This window comes from Metapseudomonas cellulosilytica (assembly GCF_049334135.1).
GTDB lineage: Bacteria > Pseudomonadota > Gammaproteobacteria > Pseudomonadales > Pseudomonadaceae > Metapseudomonas.
This window is the reverse complement of the sequence record NZ_JBHZGN010000031.1, coordinates 17,711-36,568: the sequence shown is the minus strand read 5'-3', so window position 1 is coordinate 36,568 and position 18,858 is coordinate 17,711. Positions and strand designations below refer to the sequence as shown.

Below are 18,858 nucleotides of genomic sequence, written 5' to 3'. Positions count from 1 at the left end.
ATCTGTTCCGCGAGACAGCTACGGCTGCCGCCGGTGCGCAAGCATCACCGCCGTGCGGGTGCCGCTAGCGGTGATCGACAGCGGCCTGGTCGCTCCCGGTCTGATAACGTGGGTACTGTTCAGCAAGTTCCTCGATCCTTCCGCTCTACCGCCTCGAACAGATCCCCTGCTCAACCAGCGCCTCCTGCACCAAGGGGTGCAAGGCCGCGCCGCGGTGTTCCACCTGAAAGGCCATCAGCTCGATGCGCATGGCCGGGGTCCAGTAGCTCTGCAGGTGCTGGCTGACGCCGCGTATAGCCTGCTCCCGGTCCGGTTCGGAGGCGAAGAACTGGGCGATCTGGTTGGCCATCTTGATCAGGTTGTCGGTGCTCATCGGCGTACCTCGGCTCTCTCGGTCCTGCGGCGTTCCTTGAGCAGGCGCCGCTGTTCGTCACTGAACTCCTGGTAGCGTTTCTGCCATTCGGAGGGCTGGTAGACCCGCGCAACCTCCACCGCCGTCACCTTGTATTCCGGGCAGTTGGTGGCCCAGTCGGAATTGTCGGTGGTGATCACGTTGGCCCCCGACTCAGGGAAGTGGAAGGTGGTGTAGACCACCCCGGGCGCCACCCGCTCGCTGACCTTGGCGCGCAGCACCGTCTGTCCGGCGCGGCTGCCCACGCCCACCCAGTCGCCTTCGGCGATGCCACGGCTCTCGGCGTCGGTCGGGTGGATCTCCAGGCGGTCCTCCTCGTGCCAGGCGACGTTGTCGGTGCGCCGGGTCTGGGCGCCGACGTTGTACTGGCTGAGGATGCGCCCGGTGGTCAGCAGCAGCGGATAGCGGCTGTTGACCTTCTCGTCGGTGGGCACGTAGCCGGTGAGCATGAAACGCCCCTTGCCGCGCACGAACTCTTCGATGTGCATGGTCGGGGTGCCGTCCGGCGCGGCGTCGTTGCAGGGCCATTGCAGGCTGCCGTGACGGTCCAGCTCGGCATAGCTGACGCGGGTGAAGGTCGGGGTCAGGCGCGCGATCTCGTCCATGATCTCGGACGGATGCTTGTAGTCCATGCGATAGCCCAGGGCGTTGGCCAGGGCCACGGTGGCTTCCCAGTCGGCCTTGCCGCCCAGCGGGTCCATCACCTTGCGCACGCGGGAGATGCGCCGCTCGGCATTGGTGAAGGTACCGTCCTTCTCCAGGAAGGAGCTGCCCGGCAGGAAGACGTGGGCGAACTTGGCGGTCTCGTTGAGGAAGATGTCCTGCACCACCACGCACTCCATGGCCGCCAGGGCTGCGGTGACGTGCTGGGTGTTGGGGTCGCTCTGGGCGATGTCCTCGCCCTGGCAGTAGAGCGCCTTGAAGCTGCCGGCCAGCGCCGCTTCGAACATGTTGGGAATGCGCAGGCCCGGGTCGGGCTGCAGGGTCACGCCCCAGGCCTGTTCGAACTGGTGGCGCACCGCGTCGTTGGAGACATGGCGGTAGCCGGGCAGCTCATGGGGGAAGGAGCCCATGTCGCAGGAGCCCTGGACGTTGTTCTGCCCGCGCAGCGGGTTCACGCCGACGCCTTCGCGGCCGATGTTGCCGGTGGCCATGGCGAGGTTGGCGATGCCCATCACCGCGGTACTGCCCTGGCTGTGTTCGGTCACACCGAGGCCGTAGTAGATGGCCGCGTTGCCGCCGGTGGCATAGAGGCGCGCAGCGGCGTGGATCTGTTCGGCGGGTACGCCGCAGATCGGCCCCATGGCCTCGGGCGAGTTTTCCGGCAGGCTGACGAAGTCGCGCCAGCGGGCGAAGTCCGCCGCCTCGCAACGGGCGTCGACGAAGCTCTGGTTGACCAGGCCCTCGCTGACGATCACGTGGGCCAGGGCGTTGAGCATGGCCACGTTGGTGCCCGGACGCAGCGCCAGGTGCAGCTCGGCGCGGGCGTGGGGCGAATCCACCAGGTCGATACGGCGCGGGTCGATGACGATCAGCCGCGCACCCTCGCGCAGACGGCGCTTGAGCTGGGAGCCGAACACCGGGTGGGCGTCGGTGGGGTTGGCGCCGATCACCAGCACCACGTCGGCCTGCATCACCGAGTCGAAGCTCTGGGTGCCAGCCGACTCGCCCAGGGTCTGCTTGAGACCGTAGCCGGTGGGCGAATGGCAGACCCGCGCGCAGGTGTCGACGTTGTTGTTGCCGAAGCCGGCACGTACCAGCTTCTGCACCAGGTAGGTTTCTTCGTTGGTACAACGGCTGGAGGTGATGCCGCCGATGGAGTCGCGCCCGTACTTGAGCTGGATGCGACGGAATTCGCTGGCCGCGTAGGTCACCGCCTCGTCCCAGCTGACTTCCTGCCAGGGGGCCTCGATGTGCTTGCGGATCATCGGCTTGGTGATGCGATCCGGGTGGGTGGCGTAGCCGAAGGCGAAACGGCCTTTCACGCAGGAATGGCCGTGGTTGGCCTGACCGTTCTTGTCCGGGACCATGCGCACCAACTGGTCGCCCTTCATCTCGGCACGGAAGGAGCAACCCACGCCGCAATAGGCACAGGTGGTGATGACGCTGCGCTCCGGCTGGCCCAGCTCGACCACGCTCTTTTCCATCAGGGTGGCGGTCGGGCAGGCCTGTACGCAGGCCCCGCAGGAGACGCATTCGGATTCGAGGAAGTTCTCGCCGCCCGCCGCGCTCACCCGCGACTCGAAGCCACGGCCGCTGATGGTCAGGGCGAAGGTGCCCTGGGTTTCCTCGCAGGCGCGCACGCAGCGGTTGCAGACGATGCACTTGCTCGGGTCGTAGTCGAAATAGGGGTTGGAGACGTCTTTCTGTTCGTCCAGGTGGTTGGCGCCTTCATAGCCGTAGCGCACCTCGCGCAGGCCCACCTGGCCGGCCACGGTCTGCAGCTCGCAGTTGCCGTTGGCCGAGCAGGTCAGGCAGTCCAGCGGGTGGTCGGAGATGTACAGCTCCATGACGTTGCGGCGCAACGTGGCGAGCTTGGGCGTCTGGGTGTGGACCACCATCCCCTCGCTCACTGGCGTCGTGCAGGAGGCTGGGTAGCCGCGCATGCCATCGATCTCCACCAGGCACATGCGGCAGGAGCCGAAGGCTTCCAGGCTGTCGGTGGCGCACAGTTTGGGAATGGTGGTGCCGAGCAGCGCGGCGGCGCGCATGACGGACGTGCCAGCCGGCACGCTGATCTCGCGACCGTCGATGGTCAGGCTGACCTGCACCTCGCTTTCGCGGGCGGGGGTGCCGAGGTCGATGTCACTGGCGGGGTCGAAGATGTTGATCATTGGTCGGCCTCCGAGGTCTCCAGACCGAAGTCGGCGGGGAAATGCTTGAGAGCGCTGGTCACCGGGTAGGCGGTCATGCCGCCCAGGGCGCAGAGCGAGCCGTAGGTCAGGGTGTCGCAGAGGTCCTTGAGCAGGATCACCTGCTCGCCCCGCGCCTTGGCGTCGGTCGCCGCCAGAAGGCGGTCCACGACTTCCACCCCACGGGTGGAGCCGATGCGGCACGGCGTGCACTTGCCGCAGGATTCCTCGGCGCAGAATTGCAGGGCGAAGCGGGCCATGTGGGCCATGTCGAGGGAGTCATCAGCGACCACCACGCCACCGTGGCCGAGCATCGCGCCCATGGCGGCGAAGGCCTCGTAGTCCAGCGGCGTATCGAATTGCGACGGCGGCACCCAGGCGCCCAGCGGGCCGCCCACCTGCGCGGCCTTGAGCGGACGGCCACTGGCGGTGCCTCCTCCGTAGCCTTCCACCAGCTCGCGCAGGGTCAGGCCGAAGGCGCGCTCCACCAGTCCGCCGTGGCGAATGTTGCCGGCGAGCTGGAAGGGCATGGTGCCCAGCGAGCGGCCCATGCCGAAATCGCGATAGAACTGCGCGCCACGGGCCAGGATCGCCGGCACTGACGCCAGGGTCAGCACGTTGTGCACCAGGGTCGGCTGGCCGAACAGGCCTTGCAGCGCTGGCAGCGGCGGCTTGGCACGCACAGTGCCGCGCTTGCCCTCGAGCGAATCCAGCAGGGCGGTTTCTTCACCGCAAATGTAGGCACCAGCACCGACGCGCACTTCTAGGTCGAATGCCAGGCCGCTACCGCCGACGTTGGCGCCGAGGAAGCCGGCCTCACGGGCGACGGCCAGCGCGGCGTTCAAGTTGTCCACAGCCTGTGGGTATTCGGAGCGGACGTAGATGTAGCCCTTGGTGGCGCCGACAGCGAGGCCGGCGATGGCCATGCCTTCGATCAGCAGGAAGGGATCGCCTTCCATCAGCATACGGTCGGCGAAGGTGCCAGAGTCGCCCTCGTCGGCGTTGCAGACCACGTACTTCTGCTCGGCCTTGGCGTCGCGCACGGTTCGCCACTTGATGCCGGCCGGGAAGGCCGCGCCGCCCCGGCCACGCAGGCCGGAATCCAGCACGGCGGCGACGATGTCTTCGCCCTTCTGGCCGATCGCGCGGGTCAGTCCCTCGAAGCCGCCGTGGGCGCGGTAATCGTCCAGCGACAGCGGCCGGGTGATGCCGGCACGGGCGAAGAGCAAGCGTTGCTGGCTCTTCAGGTAGGGGATTTCCTCCACCGGCCCCAGGGCCAGCGGATGGGCACTGGCATCGCCTTGCAACGCGTCAAGTAGCGACGGCACGTCTTGCGGTGCAACCGGGCCGAAGCCCTGGCGCCCATTGGCGCTGTCCAGTTCCAGCAGCGGCTCCAGCCAATACAGGCCTCGGGAGCTGGTTCGTTGGATTTCCAGCGGCAGGTTGCGCTTGTCGGCCTCATGGGCGAACGCAGCCGCCACTTCGTCGGCCCCGACAGCGCGGGCGACGGAATCACAGGGGATGCACAGCCTCAGCATGAGCCGTCCTCCAGGCAACCGTTCACCAGGGAGCGCAGGCGCTCGGGGGTAAGCCGGGCGTGCACGCGACCATCCAGTTCAAGGGCCGGCGAACAGGCGCAGGCGCCCAGGCAGTAGACCGGCCGCAGGCTGATGCGCCCGTCGGCACTGGTGCCGTGGTCGTCCAGTTCCAGCTGCTCGCGCAGCTGCGCGGCCAGGCCCTCTGCGCCCATGCTCTGGCAGGACTCGGCGCGGCACAGGCGCAGGGTATGGCGCGCCGGTGGCGTGGTGCGGAAGTCGTGGTAGAAGCTGATCACCCCGCGCACCTCGGCCAGGCTGAGGTTGAGGGCGTGGGCGATCTCGGGGATGGCGACGTCGGGTATGTACCCAGCGCCCTCCTGGATGGCGTGGAGGATCGGCAGCAGGGCACCGGGGGTGTCCTTCTCGCGCTCCAGCACGCTGTGAATCAGAGGCAGGTGAAGCGTCTCATCAGGCATACAGCGTTCCTCACGGTCACGACCTTTACTTACGACGCAGAAAACGACCAGTACCAGTGCCCGGCGAACAAATGGCTGCCGCTCAAGCAGGTCACCGGAATGACCAACAGCGCAAGGCGTATTCGCCATCCTCGTGTGTTGAACCACGATAACGGCGCATTGGCCGTCATCGTGATCCGAGTCCTTATGCCGCTTGCACTTCTCGCAGGTGCCCAAGTAGTGCTTGCAAGGGATGGGGCAAGGGACGACCCTCCATTCGCTTCACCTGGCTGCGGCAGGAGTAGCCGTCGGCCAATAGCCGACCACTGCCGTTGTCGGCGTCGACCAAGGGTCCCCACGACTGTGCATAGATCGCTTTGGAGGTCTGTAGGTTGCGAGTCTCATGGCCGTAGGTTCCGGACATGCCGCAGCAGCCGCTGGCAAGAACGGAAAGCTTGAGCCCTAGACGCTCGAAGACCTGTTGCCACTGCCCCACGCTGGCAGGTGCATTGGTCTTCTCTGTGCAGTGCACAAGCAATTGATAGGATTGCACTGCCACGCCTTCAGGTTTTGGCGCCTGAGGTAGCACACTGAGCAGCCATTCCTGGATCAATGCAACATTCGGCGCAGCGTCGGCCCCCATGACCTTTGCATATTCCTGCCGATAGACCAGTGTCATGGCAGGATCCAGGCCCACCAGCGGCACATCGGATTTGGTCAGCGCCGCCAGCATTCTTCCATTTCTCCGTGCTGCCTTTTCGAAAGCGCCGAGGAAACCTTGAACATGCAGCGGCTTACCATTGGGCGCGAACGGCGCCAGATAAACCTGGAAGCCTAGCCGCGTAACTAGCTCGATCCAGTCAATCGCCACGCCCGTTTCGAAGTAGCGTGTAAACGCGTCCTGGACGAAGACCACGCTCCGCTTGCGTTCCTCAACCGTCAGTTTGGCAAGTGCGTCGGGGCTAGCGAGTTTGACGCCCCACTGCTTGCAAGCTGCGCGGAAATTCACGTAGCTGAGAGTCGGACTGTCGACCATTCCGGCATATCGTTCCAGGCAGAAACGTACTGGCGCGAACTCGATCAAACTGTTGTACAGCCTGGGGAATCGGGCCAGAAAGGGAATGCTGAACTCCAGTGAGCCGATCAGGTAATCCTTCAATGGGCGAAGGTAGCGTCCGTGGTACAGCTCGAGGAAGCGCGAGCGAAACTCAGGGACGTTGACCTTGACCGGGCATTGGCCCGCGCAAGACTTGCAGGCAAGGCACCCGGCCATGGCGTCATAGACCTCATGGGAAAAATCATCCTCGCCCCATTGCTTGCCCAGGGTATTCCTGAGTCGACGCAGCGGCCCAAGAAGATTGAAACGCTCACGTATTTTGGTGCTCTCCGCGAGCACATCCACGCCCTCTTCCCCCTGGAGCCTCAGCCATTCGCGAACCAGTGATGCACGGCCTTTTGGCGACTGGGTGCGATCGCGTGTTGCCTTCCAAGACGGGCACATGGCGTCATTGGGATCGAAGTTGTAGCACGCACCATTGCCGTTGCACTGAACCGCCGTGTCGTAGCTTTGCCAGATGCGCTCGTCGATTTTCCTGTCCAGCTCACCGCGCAGCACTACCTCGTCCACACCGGTCAGCCGCGCAGCGGGAACGCTTGCAGGGGTTGCGATCTTCCCTGGGTTCAGTTGGTTGTGAGGGTCGAACACTGCTTTAAGGGATTGAAGCGCTGGGTAAAGCTCCCCGAAGTATGTCGGCGCGTACTCTGAGCGGAGTCCCTTCCCATGCTCTCCCCAGAGCAGACCGCCGTACTTGAGGGTCAGGTCCGCGACAGCATCGGATACCGGTCGGATCAACGAAGCCTGTAACGGATCCTTCATATCCAACAGGGGCCTGACGTGCAGCACCCCTGCGTCTACATGGCCGAACATCCCATACTGCAGATTCAGCCCGTCTAGCAGGGAACGGAACTCTGAGATGAAGTCTGCCAGATTCTCCGGAGGCACTGCTGTGTCTTCAACAAATGGCTGCGGCCTTGCCTGCCCCTCGACATTTCCCAACAGTCCGACCGCGCGTTTGCGCATGACGTAGACACGCTTTACTGCCTCTTCGCCGATGGCAAGGGTATGCCCCAAACGTTGAGCATCAGGATCGGACTTCAAGTGCTCGACGAAGTCGTGCACGCGCTGTTCAAGCTCCGCCCAATCGTCTCCGCAAAACTCAATGAGGTTAATGCCCAGGGTCGGGGTATCCGGGTTCTCGGGGAAGTATTCCGATACGCCATGCCAGACGATGTCTTTCATGGCCAGCAGGAGCACCTTTGAATCCACCGTTTCAATAGAAAGGGGTTTCAGCTCCATCAAAGCTTTGGCATCCCGGAGTGCGGCCATGAAGCTGGCGTAGCGTACGTTCACCAGCACCGTATGCTTGGGAATGGGCAGCAGATTCAGCTTCGCCTCCACGATGAAGCCTAACGTGCCCTCCGAACCGCACAACACACTATTGAGGTTAAAACGCCCATCGGTCTCACGCAGATGGGCCAGGTCATAGCCGGTGAGGCAGCGGTTCAGTTTCGGAAAGCGAGCCTTGATCAGATCTGCCTGGGAGTCGGCGATATCGCGTGCGCAGCGATGAACTGCAGCACGCCGATCCGAGCGGAGCATAATCGACTCCAACTCGCGCTCCTCCATTACCTGGCTGCGCAGCACCTCTCCCCCCAACAGCACGGTCTGCAGCTCGAGCACATGATCCCTGGTCTTACCATAGGTGCAACTACCCTGCCCGCTTGCATCCGTATTAATCATGCCGCCGATAGTGGCGCGGTTGGACGTGGAAAGTTCCGGCGCAAAAAACAGCCCATGAGGACGCAGCGCGGCATTGAGTTGATCCTTTACCACACCGCCTTGCACCCGGGCCCAACGCTCCTCCACGTTGATCTCAAGGATCTTCGTCAGATGCCTAGACAGGTCGACGATAATGCCTTCGGTTAGCGATTGTCCGTTGGTACCGGTTCCGCCTCCTCGTGGTGTAAGGACGATTCCGCGGTACTCAGGTTGCGCAACTAGCTCCGCCAGACACTCGACATCGACCGTGTCCAGTGGAAACACCGCGGCTTGCGGCAGGCGCTGGTAGATGGAGTTGTCGGTGGAGAGAACCGTGCGCGTTGCATAGTCAGGGGTTATCTCCCCCCGAAAGCCAGCAGTACGCAACTGATCCAGGAATGTGCAGTATTCCTTGGCAAGCTGATGTCGGGCAGAGAGGCGGGAAATCATGCTGTGTGTCCTACGAATTACCAAGGAAGGTTCGTTGCAAAGCCCCCTTCCTGATAGTGCAAATGCTGCGAAGTTGGAGGGCCCCGAAGCCCTCCCGTTGAACGCGGATACGGCCCAGTATGCGAGGCGTTTTCGGCACTGAATGGGCGACAAGAAACCGACGACAGCAGAACCTGGGGCCAGGTCGTCCGCCCTCTAACTCCAGCACCACCTGATGTTTTTGGGGTTGCGTTAGCTTTCCAGACCTGCCCGATACTGTCCCCATCTCAAATTGGCGTTTACACCAACTGAAAGGAACGGTTCCGGCGGGTTCTGGTTGGGGCCTCTCGAAGAGAGAAGGAAATCGATGAGTTCATTTCTGTCGCCGGCCAGCCAGTCAGCAAGCAGGGATCCTGTGATGGTTCCACGGGTAATACCGAGCCCATTGCAGCAAAGTGCGCCGTAGACGTTCTTTGCCAGCTCCCCAAAGTGCGAAGTATGGTTGCGCGACAAGCACATCGCCCCGCCCCAGGTGTATTCGAACCCTACGCTGGCAAGCATGGGGAAACGTCGCTCAAAGGACTGGCGGTGAGTCGCGGCGACTCTGCGCAGGAGCTTATTGGTGGTCTTGCCGTTGGGGTTAAAGCTGAAGCTATTGCGCACCAACAAGCGCTGATCGGGCGTACGTCGCAGGGTGCTTCCGAAAGGATCCGCAGGGATAATGCCCCAGGCACGCTTGCCGCCCAGACGGAACTGCTCTTCTTCGGTCAACTGACGGGTCATGCTGGCATAAGTGAAGACAGGCAGCAGACGCCCCTTGAGGAAGCCGAAATTTGAAGCGAAGGCGTTGTTTGCGAGCACAAGCTTGTCGACAGTGATGCTGCCCTTAGCGTGCTTCAGGACAATCGGGTTGCCGTACTCGACTTCGGTGATGGGAGTTTCTTCGAACAGCGAAACATTGCTTGGCAGGCTATCCGCCAACCCCTTCACGAGGGCTGCAGGTTGCAGCAGGATTGTGCCTGGGGTGAACAAGGCACGGCGATAGAACGATGTACCGAAATGATCAGGCAAGTCGTTGCCTTCGATGATTTCATATGCCTGCCCGAGCTTATCCAGGCCGCTCTTGTAGGCTTCCAGCACACGCAGTCCCTTGTCCTCAATCGCCGCTTGATACTTCCCAATCGGACTCAGTTGGCAATCGATCCCGTGCTGGGAAACCAGTCGTTTGATGATTGCTTGCGCGGCGAGGTTGAGCTTCAGGTTCATGCGAGCTGTTGCCGGATCACCGATGTAATCGGGCGCGCCGATATCATGCGGCAAGTCGATGGCGAATCCGGAGTTCCTACCCGAAGCGCCGTAGCCCACCACCTGAGCTTCGACCAACGCAACTTCGTCATCAGGGAAATTCAGGGCGAGCTGTCTCGCGGCCGCAAGGCCAGTGAGGCCAGCCCCCACAACGGCCCAGCGGGCACGAGTATGGCCGGAGTGGGCGGGACGGACGGGGCGTTTCTTGCTGAGGTGAAACCAGCCGCAGCCATTATCGTCAGCAGGGAGTTCTTGTATTTTCACGACGCTCAACTCTCCAAGGTGTGAGTCGATTTTGCGGCGGAGCGCACTGTACGCCTATAAAGAAAATGACGATTGCCAGCAGGATTCCCCACCCTGTCGAGGCGCCATGCTCTAGGTGGCAAATATCTAAGGTAGGCCCCTGAAGAAACAGGCAGCTCATGCCTTCCGTCGCTGATTGAGTGTGGTCAAGCGAACTGATGCACCAGTGAATTATTCGCAACAATTCTCGTGGCAACCATTGTCGGCAGCCGGCTGCATGAAGCCACCGCAGTAGCTTATGCCATGTATGCCTCGAAACCCCGCGCGGACATCGAGTCGCAGCAAAGTCCCACATGTGATGAGCGTGAGCCGAACGACTTTGCTCGGCCGCAAGCGCGGCATCTCAATTGCTCTCCTTAAGATCTGCGCCCGCGTCATTCACCACCTCAGAAAAGCTTCGTATGAAGCTATAGGCGCATTTTCACGCGATCAAGCCAGAACCTCACATGACTTGTCCCGCCCGTTATATGGCACCGCGATCCGCCCGTGAGACAGTGAATGCATCGTGCAGCTCGGCTGCCTCCGCACCAATGGCGTGGCAGTGAATCATTACATCAGCTGAAAAGTACGACGAACTACATAGCCCAGCGCTCTGCGTTACTTCCGTACCGGAGGCGCCACGGAGCTGAGTGTGTTTTTGTTAGCCTGTACGATCGGCCCGAGGCCGTAACTGGCGCAGATCCGCCGAGGGAAAAATAATGCAAAGCCTAGGCATTCTGGGTGTCGGTGAGTTGACCGAAAAAGTGGTCCGCGGTCTCCGCCGCAGTGGCTTCGAAGGTGTGATTTTTCTCTCGCCACGAAACCACGAGCGCTCTGCTCGACTGGCTGCCGAATGCCATTGTCAGATATCGGACAGCAATCAGGCTGTTGTCGATAGTGCAGACCTTTTGCTGCTGGGGGTCCGCCCGCAGGATGTGGACGCTCTGGCTCGAGAGGTGACAGTGCCGCCAGGTAAGCTCGTGATGTCGCTTATCGCAGGAGTAGGCTTGTCTTTGCTGACTGAGCTGTTCCCCGGCACTCGGAGCATTCGAGTAATGCTGTCTTATGCGGCCCAGATCAATCAGTCAATGGTCGTGGTTTGCCCGCCAGACGCCGCCTCAGAAAAGATTTTGGGCTCACTGGGGACCCTGGTGGTGCTTGACGATGAAGAGGCCTTCGAACTCGCAACCGTCGCAGCATGCATGAATGGCTGGTTTTACTTTCTGCTTCACGATCTGCAGCAGTGGCTCACAGATAGAGGTCTGCCTTTCGACAAGGCCAGGGACCTGATCCTAGGCAACGTACAGGATTGTGTGGCCAGCGCACAAAGCCAGCCCAGCGTTAGCCTAATGGCCTTGGGGCAAGCCATTGCCACACCAGGCACCTTCACTGCTTTTGGTCTCGACATTCTCAATCACCAGCCAGCAGGCGCCTCTTGGGGAGCGGCTTGTGAACTAGTGCTGGATGCATTGCAGGCGCAGTCGACCCGCCAGCGCCACTAGCTCTTTATCAGGATGTTCCAATCGGTCGTTGATGGCCGATGGGATCACGTGCGCGCAAAGAATTTGATTGGAACCCCATTGGTCCACCCCGAAGGCTCGAAAACTAGATTGAAGGTCTTGCTGAAAGCCAAATCATTGTGGACTTCGGCTTCCAGAGTGAGAAGACCCTCCTCCAGACCATTCGCTGACGCTGAACACGCAGCTTTCATCTACAGACCGTGGCACTTACGCCCTTAACCACCCCCCAAGAAACCGAGGTAGAAAGCAAGATGGCCAAGGCCGCCGATGTCGTTGTGCAATGCCTGGAAAACGAAGGTGTCGAGTATGTGTTCGGCATTCCTGGTGAGGAAAACCTTGACCTGCTGGAGTCCCTGCGCAAGTCGCAGATCAAGCTGGTCCTGACTCGCCACGAACAATCGGCGGGCTTCATGGCTGCCACCTACGGCCGCTTGACCGGTAAGACCGGCGTAAGTCTGTCGACCCTGGGTCCTGGCGCAACCAACCTGGTGACCGCCAGCGCCTACGCTTATCTCGGTGGCATGCCGATGCTAATGATCACCGGCCAGAAGCCGATTAAGAAGTCCAAGCAGGGCCGATTCCAGATCATCGACGTGTGCGGCATGATGGCCCCCATCACCAAGTACACGCACCAATTCGCCTCGGCCGACAACATCCCGGCCCGTATGCGCGAAGCCTTCCGCCTGGCCGAAGAAGAGAAGCCGGGTGCCGTGCACCTGGAACTACCAGAAGACATCGCTGCCGAGCAGACGGACAGCCTGCCGATCCCACCAAGCCTGCACCGCCGCCCGTTGGCCGAGCACAAGGCCATCGAAGCGGCCGTCGAGAAACTGCAGAACGCGCGCAGCCCGATCCTGGTGATTGGCGCGGGCGCCAACCGCAAGATGACCGCCAAGGTCCTCCACCAACTGATCGACAAGACCGGCATCCCGTTCATCACCACCCAGATGGGCAAGGGCGTGGTCGACGAGCGCCACCCGCGCTTCCTGGGCAACGCCGCGCTGTCGTCCGGCGACTTCGTGCACCGCGCCATCGAGGCCGCCGACCTCATCGTCAACATCGGCCACGATGTGATCGAAAAGCCGCCGTTCTTCATGGTCCGGGGCGGCACCGAAGTCATTCACATCAACTTCCGCTCCGCCGAAGTCGATGCCGTGTACTTCCCGCAGGTCGAAGTGATTGGCGATATCGCCAACGCCGTGTGGCAGATCGGCGAAGTGTTGAATGACACTTCGCATTGGGACTTCACCCGCCTGATGGCGATCCGCGAGGCGAACGAAGCGCAGATCGCCGAAGGCGCCGATGACAACCGCTTCCCGGTCTACCCGCAGCGCCTGGTTGCCGATATCCGTCGCGCACTGCCGTCTGAGGGCATCGTTGCCCTGGACAATGGCATCTACAAGATCTGGTTCGCCCGTAACTACAAAGCCCATAAGCCCAACACCGTGCTGCTGGACAATGCTCTGGCGACCATGGGCGCCGGCCTGCCATCGGCCATGGCGGCGCACCTGGTACATCCGGATCGTCCAGTCATCTCCGTGTGCGGTGATGGCGGCTTCATGATGAACAGCCAGGAACTCGAAACCGCGGTACGCCTGAAGATGAACCTCACGGTCATCATCCTGCGCGACGACGGCTACGGCATGATCCGCTGGAAGCAGGCGAACATGGGCTTCAGCGATTTCGGCCTGGACTACGGCAACCCGGACTTCGTCCAGTACGCGCAATCCTACGGTGCCCACGGCCATCGAGTAGAAAGCGCCGAAGGTTTCCTGCCGCTGCTGCTGGACTGTCTCAGCACGCCCGGGGTACATGTCATTGACTGTCCGGTCGACTACTCCGAAAACGACCAAATCCTCAACACAGAACTCAGGACGCGTAGCGCGCAAGTCTGACAAGTCTGCGCTCTGCAGCAGCAAGTACATCAAACTGCTGCGGAGCAGCTGTGCCACTAATTCTCAGGAGCCCGTATGCAACTGAAAGATTCCTCTCTGTTCCGTCAACAAGCCTATATCGACGGCACCTGGCTGGGCGCTGACAGCGGCCAGTCTATCAAGGTCAACAACCCGGCCACTGGCGAAATCATCGGCACCGTGCCGAAGATGGGCACCGCAGAAACCCGCCGCGCCATCGAGGCTGCCGAGCGAGCTCTACCGGCCTGGCGTGCGCTAACCGCCAAGGAACGCGCCAACAAGCTGCGTCGCTGGTTCGAACTGATGATTGAGCACCAGGATGATCTCGCGCGACTCATGACTACCGAGCAGGGCAAGCCGCTGGCCGAAGCCAAGGGCGAGATCGTCTACGCCGCCTCGTTCCTGGAATGGTTCGCTGAAGAAGCCAAGCGCGTCTACGGCGATGTGATTCCCGGCCACCAGCCCGACAAGCGCCTGATCGTGATCAAGCAGCCGATCGGCGTGACTGCGGCGATCACCCCGTGGAACTTCCCCGCCGCGATGATCACCCGTAAAGCCGGCCCTGCTCTGGCCGCCGGCTGCACCATGGTGCTCAAGCCCGCGTCGCAGACCCCCTACTCCGCGTTGGCCCTCGCCGAACTGGCCTCTCGCGCCGGTATTCCGAAGGGTGTATTCAGTGTGATCACCGGCAGCGCCGGCGATGTGGGTGGCGAGCTGACCAACAACCCGGTGGTGCGCAAATTGTCCTTCACCGGCTCCACCGAAATCGGTCGCCAACTGATGGCCGAATGCGCCAAGGACATCAAGAAAGTGTCCCTGGAGCTGGGTGGTAACGCGCCCTTCATCGTCTTCGATGACGCCGACCTGGACGCCGCCGTAGAAGGCGCGCTGATCTCCAAGTACCGCAACAACGGCCAGACCTGCGTCTGCGCCAACCGCCTGTACGTGCAGGACGGCATCTACGAAGCCTTCGCCGAGAAGCTGAAGGCCGCCGTGGCCAAGCTGAAGATCGGCAACGGCCTGGAAGATGGCACCACCACTGGCCCGCTGATCGACGAGAAGGCCGTGGCCAAGGTCCAGGAGCACATCGCCGACGCCGTTTCCAAGGGCGCCAAAGTGGTTGCCGGTGGCAAGCCGCACAGCCTGGGTGGCACCTTCTTCGAGCCGACCATCCTGGTCGACGTACCGAAGAACGCCGCCGTGGCCAAGGAAGAAACCTTCGGTCCGCTGGCTCCGCTGTTCCGCTTCAGGGACGAGGCCGACGTCATCGCCATGGCGAACGATACCGAGTTCGGCCTGGCTTCCTATTTCTACGCCCGTGACCTGGGTCGTGTGTTCCGCGTAGCCGAAGCCCTGGAGTACGGCATGGTGGGCATCAACACCGGTCTGATCTCCAATGAAGTGGCGCCTTTCGGTGGGATCAAAGCCTCTGGTCTGGGACGTGAGGGCTCCAAGTACGGCATCGAGGACTACCTGGAGGTGAAGTACCTGTGCCTTGGCGTCTAACGACTTGATAAGCCAAATCGTCTGAAAGGCCGGTGGTGGCGAGATAGGTATCGCCATCACCGGCCTTTAGCATTTGAGTGCACACCAAATGGTCCATCTGCAGGGCCACCCGCACCTCTAGCGGGCATGCGTGGCCAGCGCCTCAATAAGCAAACCGGAAGCCTTACCTGCAGGTTCCGCACATTGTGAGTAGGTAGAGATATGGCATTCAAAAGAACGATTCATACTGTAGATACCCACGCCGGCACTCCGATGCGTGTCGTAACCGGTGGGATCCCCAACATTCCCGGCAACACCGTTCATGAAAAGATGAAATGGATGGAGGCAAACGACGACCAGCTGCGCAAGCTGCTGCTGCGCGAGCCACGGGGCTATCCGGCTCACTGCTGCAACATCATCGTTCCGCCTACTCACCCGGAAGCAGACGCTGGCTACATTATCCTGGAGCAGATCGAGTATCCGATGATGTCTGGTGGTAACACGATCTCCGTTGTGACCGTGCTGCTCGAAATGGGCATGCTGCCAATGAAGGAACCTGTCACCGAGCTTGTCCTGGAAGCGCCTGCTGGCCTGATCCGCATCAAAGCAGAGTGCAAGGACGGCAAGGTCAAGGGCGTCACCTTCCAGAACGTCCCGGCGTTCGCCGCACATCTGGACGCGACCATCGATGTCCCGCACCTCGGCAAGGTAAAGGTTGATGTCGGCTGGGGCGGCATGTTCTACGTCATCGCCGACGTCCGTCAGTTCAAGGGCCTGGAGCTGATCCCGCAGAACGGCGCTGAAATTGCCCGCATTTCTTCGATGATTCGCCAGGCTGCCATTGAGCAACTGCCGGTCGCGCATCCTGACTACCCGGGTGTCGGCATCACTATTTCTCAGCTGTCTGGACCGAGTGATGACCCCAACGCCGACTGGAAAAATGCCGTGACCATGGCTTCCGGCGAATTCTCCTGGGATGACCCCGCGACCTGGACCGGTGCGCTGGATCGCTGCCCATGCGGGACCGGTACGTGCGCCAAGATGGCCACGCTCCATGCGAAAGGAGAGTTGCCGATAAATCAGGATTTCCGGCATCAGGGCCTGATGGGCAACATCTACACCGGTCGCCTCGTAGAGGAAACGCGAATTGGCGACAAGAAGGCGGTTGTCCCAACCATCACTGGTAAGAGTTGGATCTACGGCCTCAACACCCTGGTGCTGGAACACGATGATCCGTTCCCGGAAGGCTTCACCATCGGTGACATCTGGGCATAAGCATCACTGCGACCATTTGGCGCAGCTCCCACATGGAGCTGCGCCCCGCCCCCTTCGAGCGCGCATCTGGTTGATACGGTGGCGCTCTTTAGTTTCGGATGACTGCACGACAGCTGCAGCATGCCGAAAAGGGGTAATACGATGCGAATCATCACGGCCCAGGAGATATCCGCACTGATGAACTGGAGCGGCGTACTGGATGCACCCCTACCTCACTCTAACGGCGTATAGGCCTCCAGCAAGCACCAGAGTCGCCCCCGCCATAGTCCAGTTGTCGGGGACCTCGTCGAACACAATGAAGCCAACCAGCGTAGCGAAAACCAGGAGGGTGTAGTTGAAGGGTTGCAAGACTGTAGCAGGGGCATATTCCAGCGCCTTGATCAGAAGCAGGTGCCCAAGTACCCCAGCGAGTGAATAGGCACCAAGCAACCCCCACTCCATAGGAGTAGGCGATACCCACTCAGGAAGGCCGAAGCAGGTGGAAGCAACGATCCCGACCACTGCCATGTAGAACACATTTGTGCCGAACGAATCGGTCTGGCTGATCCGACGAGAAAGCAGGTTGTAGGCAGCAAAAGTCAAAGCAGCCAGCAGCGGAATCAAAGCGGCGGGATCAAAAATGCCAACGCCAGGCCGCAAAATGACCAAGGTGCCGGCGAATCCCACAATCGCTGCAATCCAATGGCGAAGACTAATAAATTCCCCCAGGAGCAGCCCCGCCAATGCCAGCGTCAGTAGCGGAAACACCGCGAAGAGAGCGTGGCTCTCGGCGAGCCCCAGATACTTCAGCCCCCAACCGAATAAGGCTGCTTCGGCAATTGCCAGCAGTGAGCGAATAACCTGAAGCCAGGGCGTAGTACTTCGCGCTGCAGCGCCTATACCTCCTCTCGCTGCCAGAAAGACAACGGCTACCGCGGCAAACACCCAATAGCGCACCATCAGAAGCTGCGCGATGGTGAAATCCTTGACAAGGAATTTGGTGATCCCATCTTGGGAAGCAAATACCGCCATAGCCAGCAAGCACAATCCGATTCCGCGATTTCGGCGAGCCTTGGCATCCTCGGTCAGGTGAAATGCATACTGGGTCTGGCTAGACATAAACAGAAGTACCTCAGGCCAGATCAGTTTGCACCGGGGCCTGCGATCAAGGGCGGGGATCAGGCTCCAAGCAACCGCTTGAGAATGAGCCAAATGACTTAGTCTGGGTCACTATCCCAGCCCCAAGTGGAGCGACATATAACAGGCAAGACGAGTTTTGTGAGGTTATGCAGCCGGGGGTGAGCAAAACGGACGTCACGCGGGCCGGAATCTCTCAATTCAGCCTCGCAGAACACGTCGGTAAGGATGGCGCCGCCTGCCATCGATGACGTGCGCGCCGACCACTTCGAGGCTGTCTCAGCCCCGAATCCCATCAGTTGGTTCTTATGGCGTACAGCCCAGCGAGGAGAATGAACATTGCACCGGTAATGGTCCAGATATCGGGCGACTCGCCAAATATGAATATCCCGATCAAGGTGGCGAATGCCAGCAAGGAAAAATTGAACGGCTGAAGCGTCGAGGCCTCCGCATGCTTTAGGGCCTGGATCAGCAGCAGCTGTGCCAGAACACCGCTGATGGAAAGAATGGCGATCAGTGCAAACTCCTTGACTGTCGGCGTCACCCAGGCAGGAATGCCGAACACGCTGACCGCTATCGCTCCAAATACCGCCATGTACAGCGTGTTGGTTTCAAACGAATCGGATTGACCTATGCGCCTGGACAGGATGTTGAAGAAAGCGAAGGTCAGCGCGCAAAGCAACGGAATGAACGCAGCCAGTTCGAATACGCCCATTCCAGGGCGCAGTATTAGCAGGGTCCCAGCAAAGCCGACAGTCGCGGCCAGCCACTGGCGTGTCACCAGCCGCTCGCCAAGAAACGCCCTGGCCAGCGCCAACGTAATGAGCGGGAATACCGCATACAAGGCATGGGTTTCGGCCAGGCCTAGGTAGCGTAACGCCAGACCGAACAAGGCGATCTCAAGGATGCCGAGCAGTGAGCGAACGATTTGCAGCCAAGGGCTTGTGCTCTTAATGGCTTGCCTTACCCCGCCACGGATGCTGCAGAGAATTAGCGCGAACACCACGAACACCCAGTAGCGAACCATTACCAGTTCGACAACGGGAAGGTCTTTGACCAGTGTTTTGGTGATGCCGTCCTGGCACGCGAAGATGAACATGGAAAGCAGGCATAGCACGATCCCCAGTCGGGTAGTGTCGGCATGGGGTGCGTTATTGATGGCCGTTTTGGTGTGCATGGGTTCTTTCCCCTGGGGCGATCGACTGTCGATCACCGATGTGTCCCCATTGAGAAGCACACTCTCGGGTGTACTGCTTCAACCTTTTAATCTGCGCAAGACGTGCTGGCAGATCCGACCCAGAAACTCAGCATGCTGCTTGTGGCGCATTTGCCTGCTTCGGTACTGACCACCCCTCGACCTCTTACTGTCCGCAAGATCCGCCAGCATTCAAAACTGTCTTGATGGTTCATTTCATCTCCGCGGACCAAAGCTGATGCAAACCCGCGGAACTGTCTGCG

Annotated in this window: 12 protein-coding genes and 1 pseudogene; 5 read left to right on the top strand and 8 right to left on the bottom strand. The window is 60.9% G+C overall.

From position 1 onward, the window contains the following. Positions 1 to 10 precede the first annotated feature (10 nt). A pseudogene (locus ACFW0H_RS27010) lies at positions 11 to 164 on the top strand (IS66 family transposase); the annotation flags it as partial. Here ACFW0H_RS27010 and ACFW0H_RS27005 read toward each other — a convergent pair. From ACFW0H_RS27005 to ACFW0H_RS26980, 6 genes are all read right to left on the bottom strand, one after another. Continuing rightward, positions 146 to 373, bottom strand: coding sequence for a formate dehydrogenase subunit delta (locus ACFW0H_RS27005; RefSeq protein ID WP_422916922.1), 228 nt, complete (start codon positions 371 to 373; stop codon positions 146 to 148). The pseudogene ACFW0H_RS27010 and the gene ACFW0H_RS27005 overlap by 19 nt on opposite strands. Then, positions 370 to 3,246, bottom strand: coding sequence for a formate dehydrogenase subunit alpha (gene fdhF / locus ACFW0H_RS27000; RefSeq protein ID WP_422916921.1), 2,877 nt, complete (start codon positions 3,244 to 3,246; stop codon positions 370 to 372). The genes ACFW0H_RS27005 and fdhF overlap by 4 nt, the downstream gene beginning before the upstream one ends. Next, complete coding sequence (locus tag ACFW0H_RS26995) at positions 3,243 to 4,802, bottom strand: formate dehydrogenase beta subunit (protein WP_422916920.1); 1,560 nt, start codon at positions 4,800 to 4,802, stop codon at positions 3,243 to 3,245. Before ACFW0H_RS26995 ends, fdhF begins: the two co-directional genes overlap by 4 nt. After that, positions 4,796 to 5,278 (bottom strand): formate dehydrogenase subunit gamma, encoded by a 483-nt coding sequence (locus ACFW0H_RS26990; RefSeq protein WP_422916919.1) that lies wholly within the window; start codon positions 5,276 to 5,278, stop codon positions 4,796 to 4,798. Before ACFW0H_RS26990 ends, ACFW0H_RS26995 begins: the two co-directional genes overlap by 7 nt. 184 nt (positions 5,279 to 5,462) lie before the next feature. Next, on the bottom strand, positions 5,463 to 8,525 hold the full coding sequence (gene ydiJ, locus ACFW0H_RS26985; RefSeq protein ID WP_422916918.1) for a D-2-hydroxyglutarate dehydrogenase YdiJ: 3,063 nt from the start codon (positions 8,523 to 8,525) through the stop codon (positions 5,463 to 5,465). Between the two features lie 231 nt (positions 8,526 to 8,756). Then, on the bottom strand, positions 8,757 to 10,073 hold the full coding sequence (locus ACFW0H_RS26980; protein ID WP_422916917.1) for an NAD(P)/FAD-dependent oxidoreductase: 1,317 nt from the start codon (positions 10,071 to 10,073) through the stop codon (positions 8,757 to 8,759). Between the two features lie 737 nt (positions 10,074 to 10,810). On the opposite strand from ACFW0H_RS26980, the gene ACFW0H_RS26975 reads away from it, so the two are divergent. The 4 genes from ACFW0H_RS26975 to ACFW0H_RS26960 all read left to right on the top strand — a co-directional run bounded on the left by ACFW0H_RS26975 (position 10,811) and on the right by ACFW0H_RS26960 (position 16,284). Beyond that, positions 10,811 to 11,593, top strand: coding sequence for an NAD(P)-binding domain-containing protein (locus ACFW0H_RS26975; protein ID WP_422916916.1), 783 nt, complete (start codon positions 10,811 to 10,813; stop codon positions 11,591 to 11,593). Positions 11,594 to 11,862: 269 nt separating this feature from the next. Then, on the top strand, positions 11,863 to 13,506 hold the full coding sequence (locus tag ACFW0H_RS26970) for an acetolactate synthase large subunit (protein WP_422916915.1): 1,644 nt from the start codon (positions 11,863 to 11,865) through the stop codon (positions 13,504 to 13,506). 75 nt (positions 13,507 to 13,581) lie between these two features. Beyond that, complete coding sequence (gene gabD, locus ACFW0H_RS26965) at positions 13,582 to 15,030, top strand: NADP-dependent succinate-semialdehyde dehydrogenase (protein WP_422916914.1); 1,449 nt, start codon at positions 13,582 to 13,584, stop codon at positions 15,028 to 15,030. Between the two features lie 201 nt (positions 15,031 to 15,231). Continuing rightward, positions 15,232 to 16,284, top strand: a complete 1,053-nt coding sequence (locus tag ACFW0H_RS26960; protein WP_422916913.1) for a proline racemase family protein — start codon at positions 15,232 to 15,234, stop codon at positions 16,282 to 16,284. A gap of 207 nt (positions 16,285 to 16,491) precedes the next feature. On the opposite strand, the gene ACFW0H_RS26955 is transcribed toward ACFW0H_RS26960, so the two are convergent. Both ACFW0H_RS26955 and ACFW0H_RS26950 read right to left on the bottom strand, forming a co-directional pair. Then, entirely contained in the window at positions 16,492 to 17,382 is an 891-nt protein-coding gene (locus ACFW0H_RS26955) for a DMT family transporter (RefSeq protein ID WP_422916912.1), read from the bottom strand. A 313-nt stretch (positions 17,383 to 17,695) separates the two neighbouring features. Further along, positions 17,696 to 18,577 carry a DMT family transporter gene (locus tag ACFW0H_RS26950; RefSeq protein ID WP_422916911.1) on the bottom strand — a complete coding sequence of 294 codons (882 nt, stop codon included), beginning with the start codon at positions 18,575 to 18,577 and terminating at the stop codon, positions 17,696 to 17,698. Between the last annotated feature and the right edge of the window lie 281 nt (positions 18,578 to 18,858).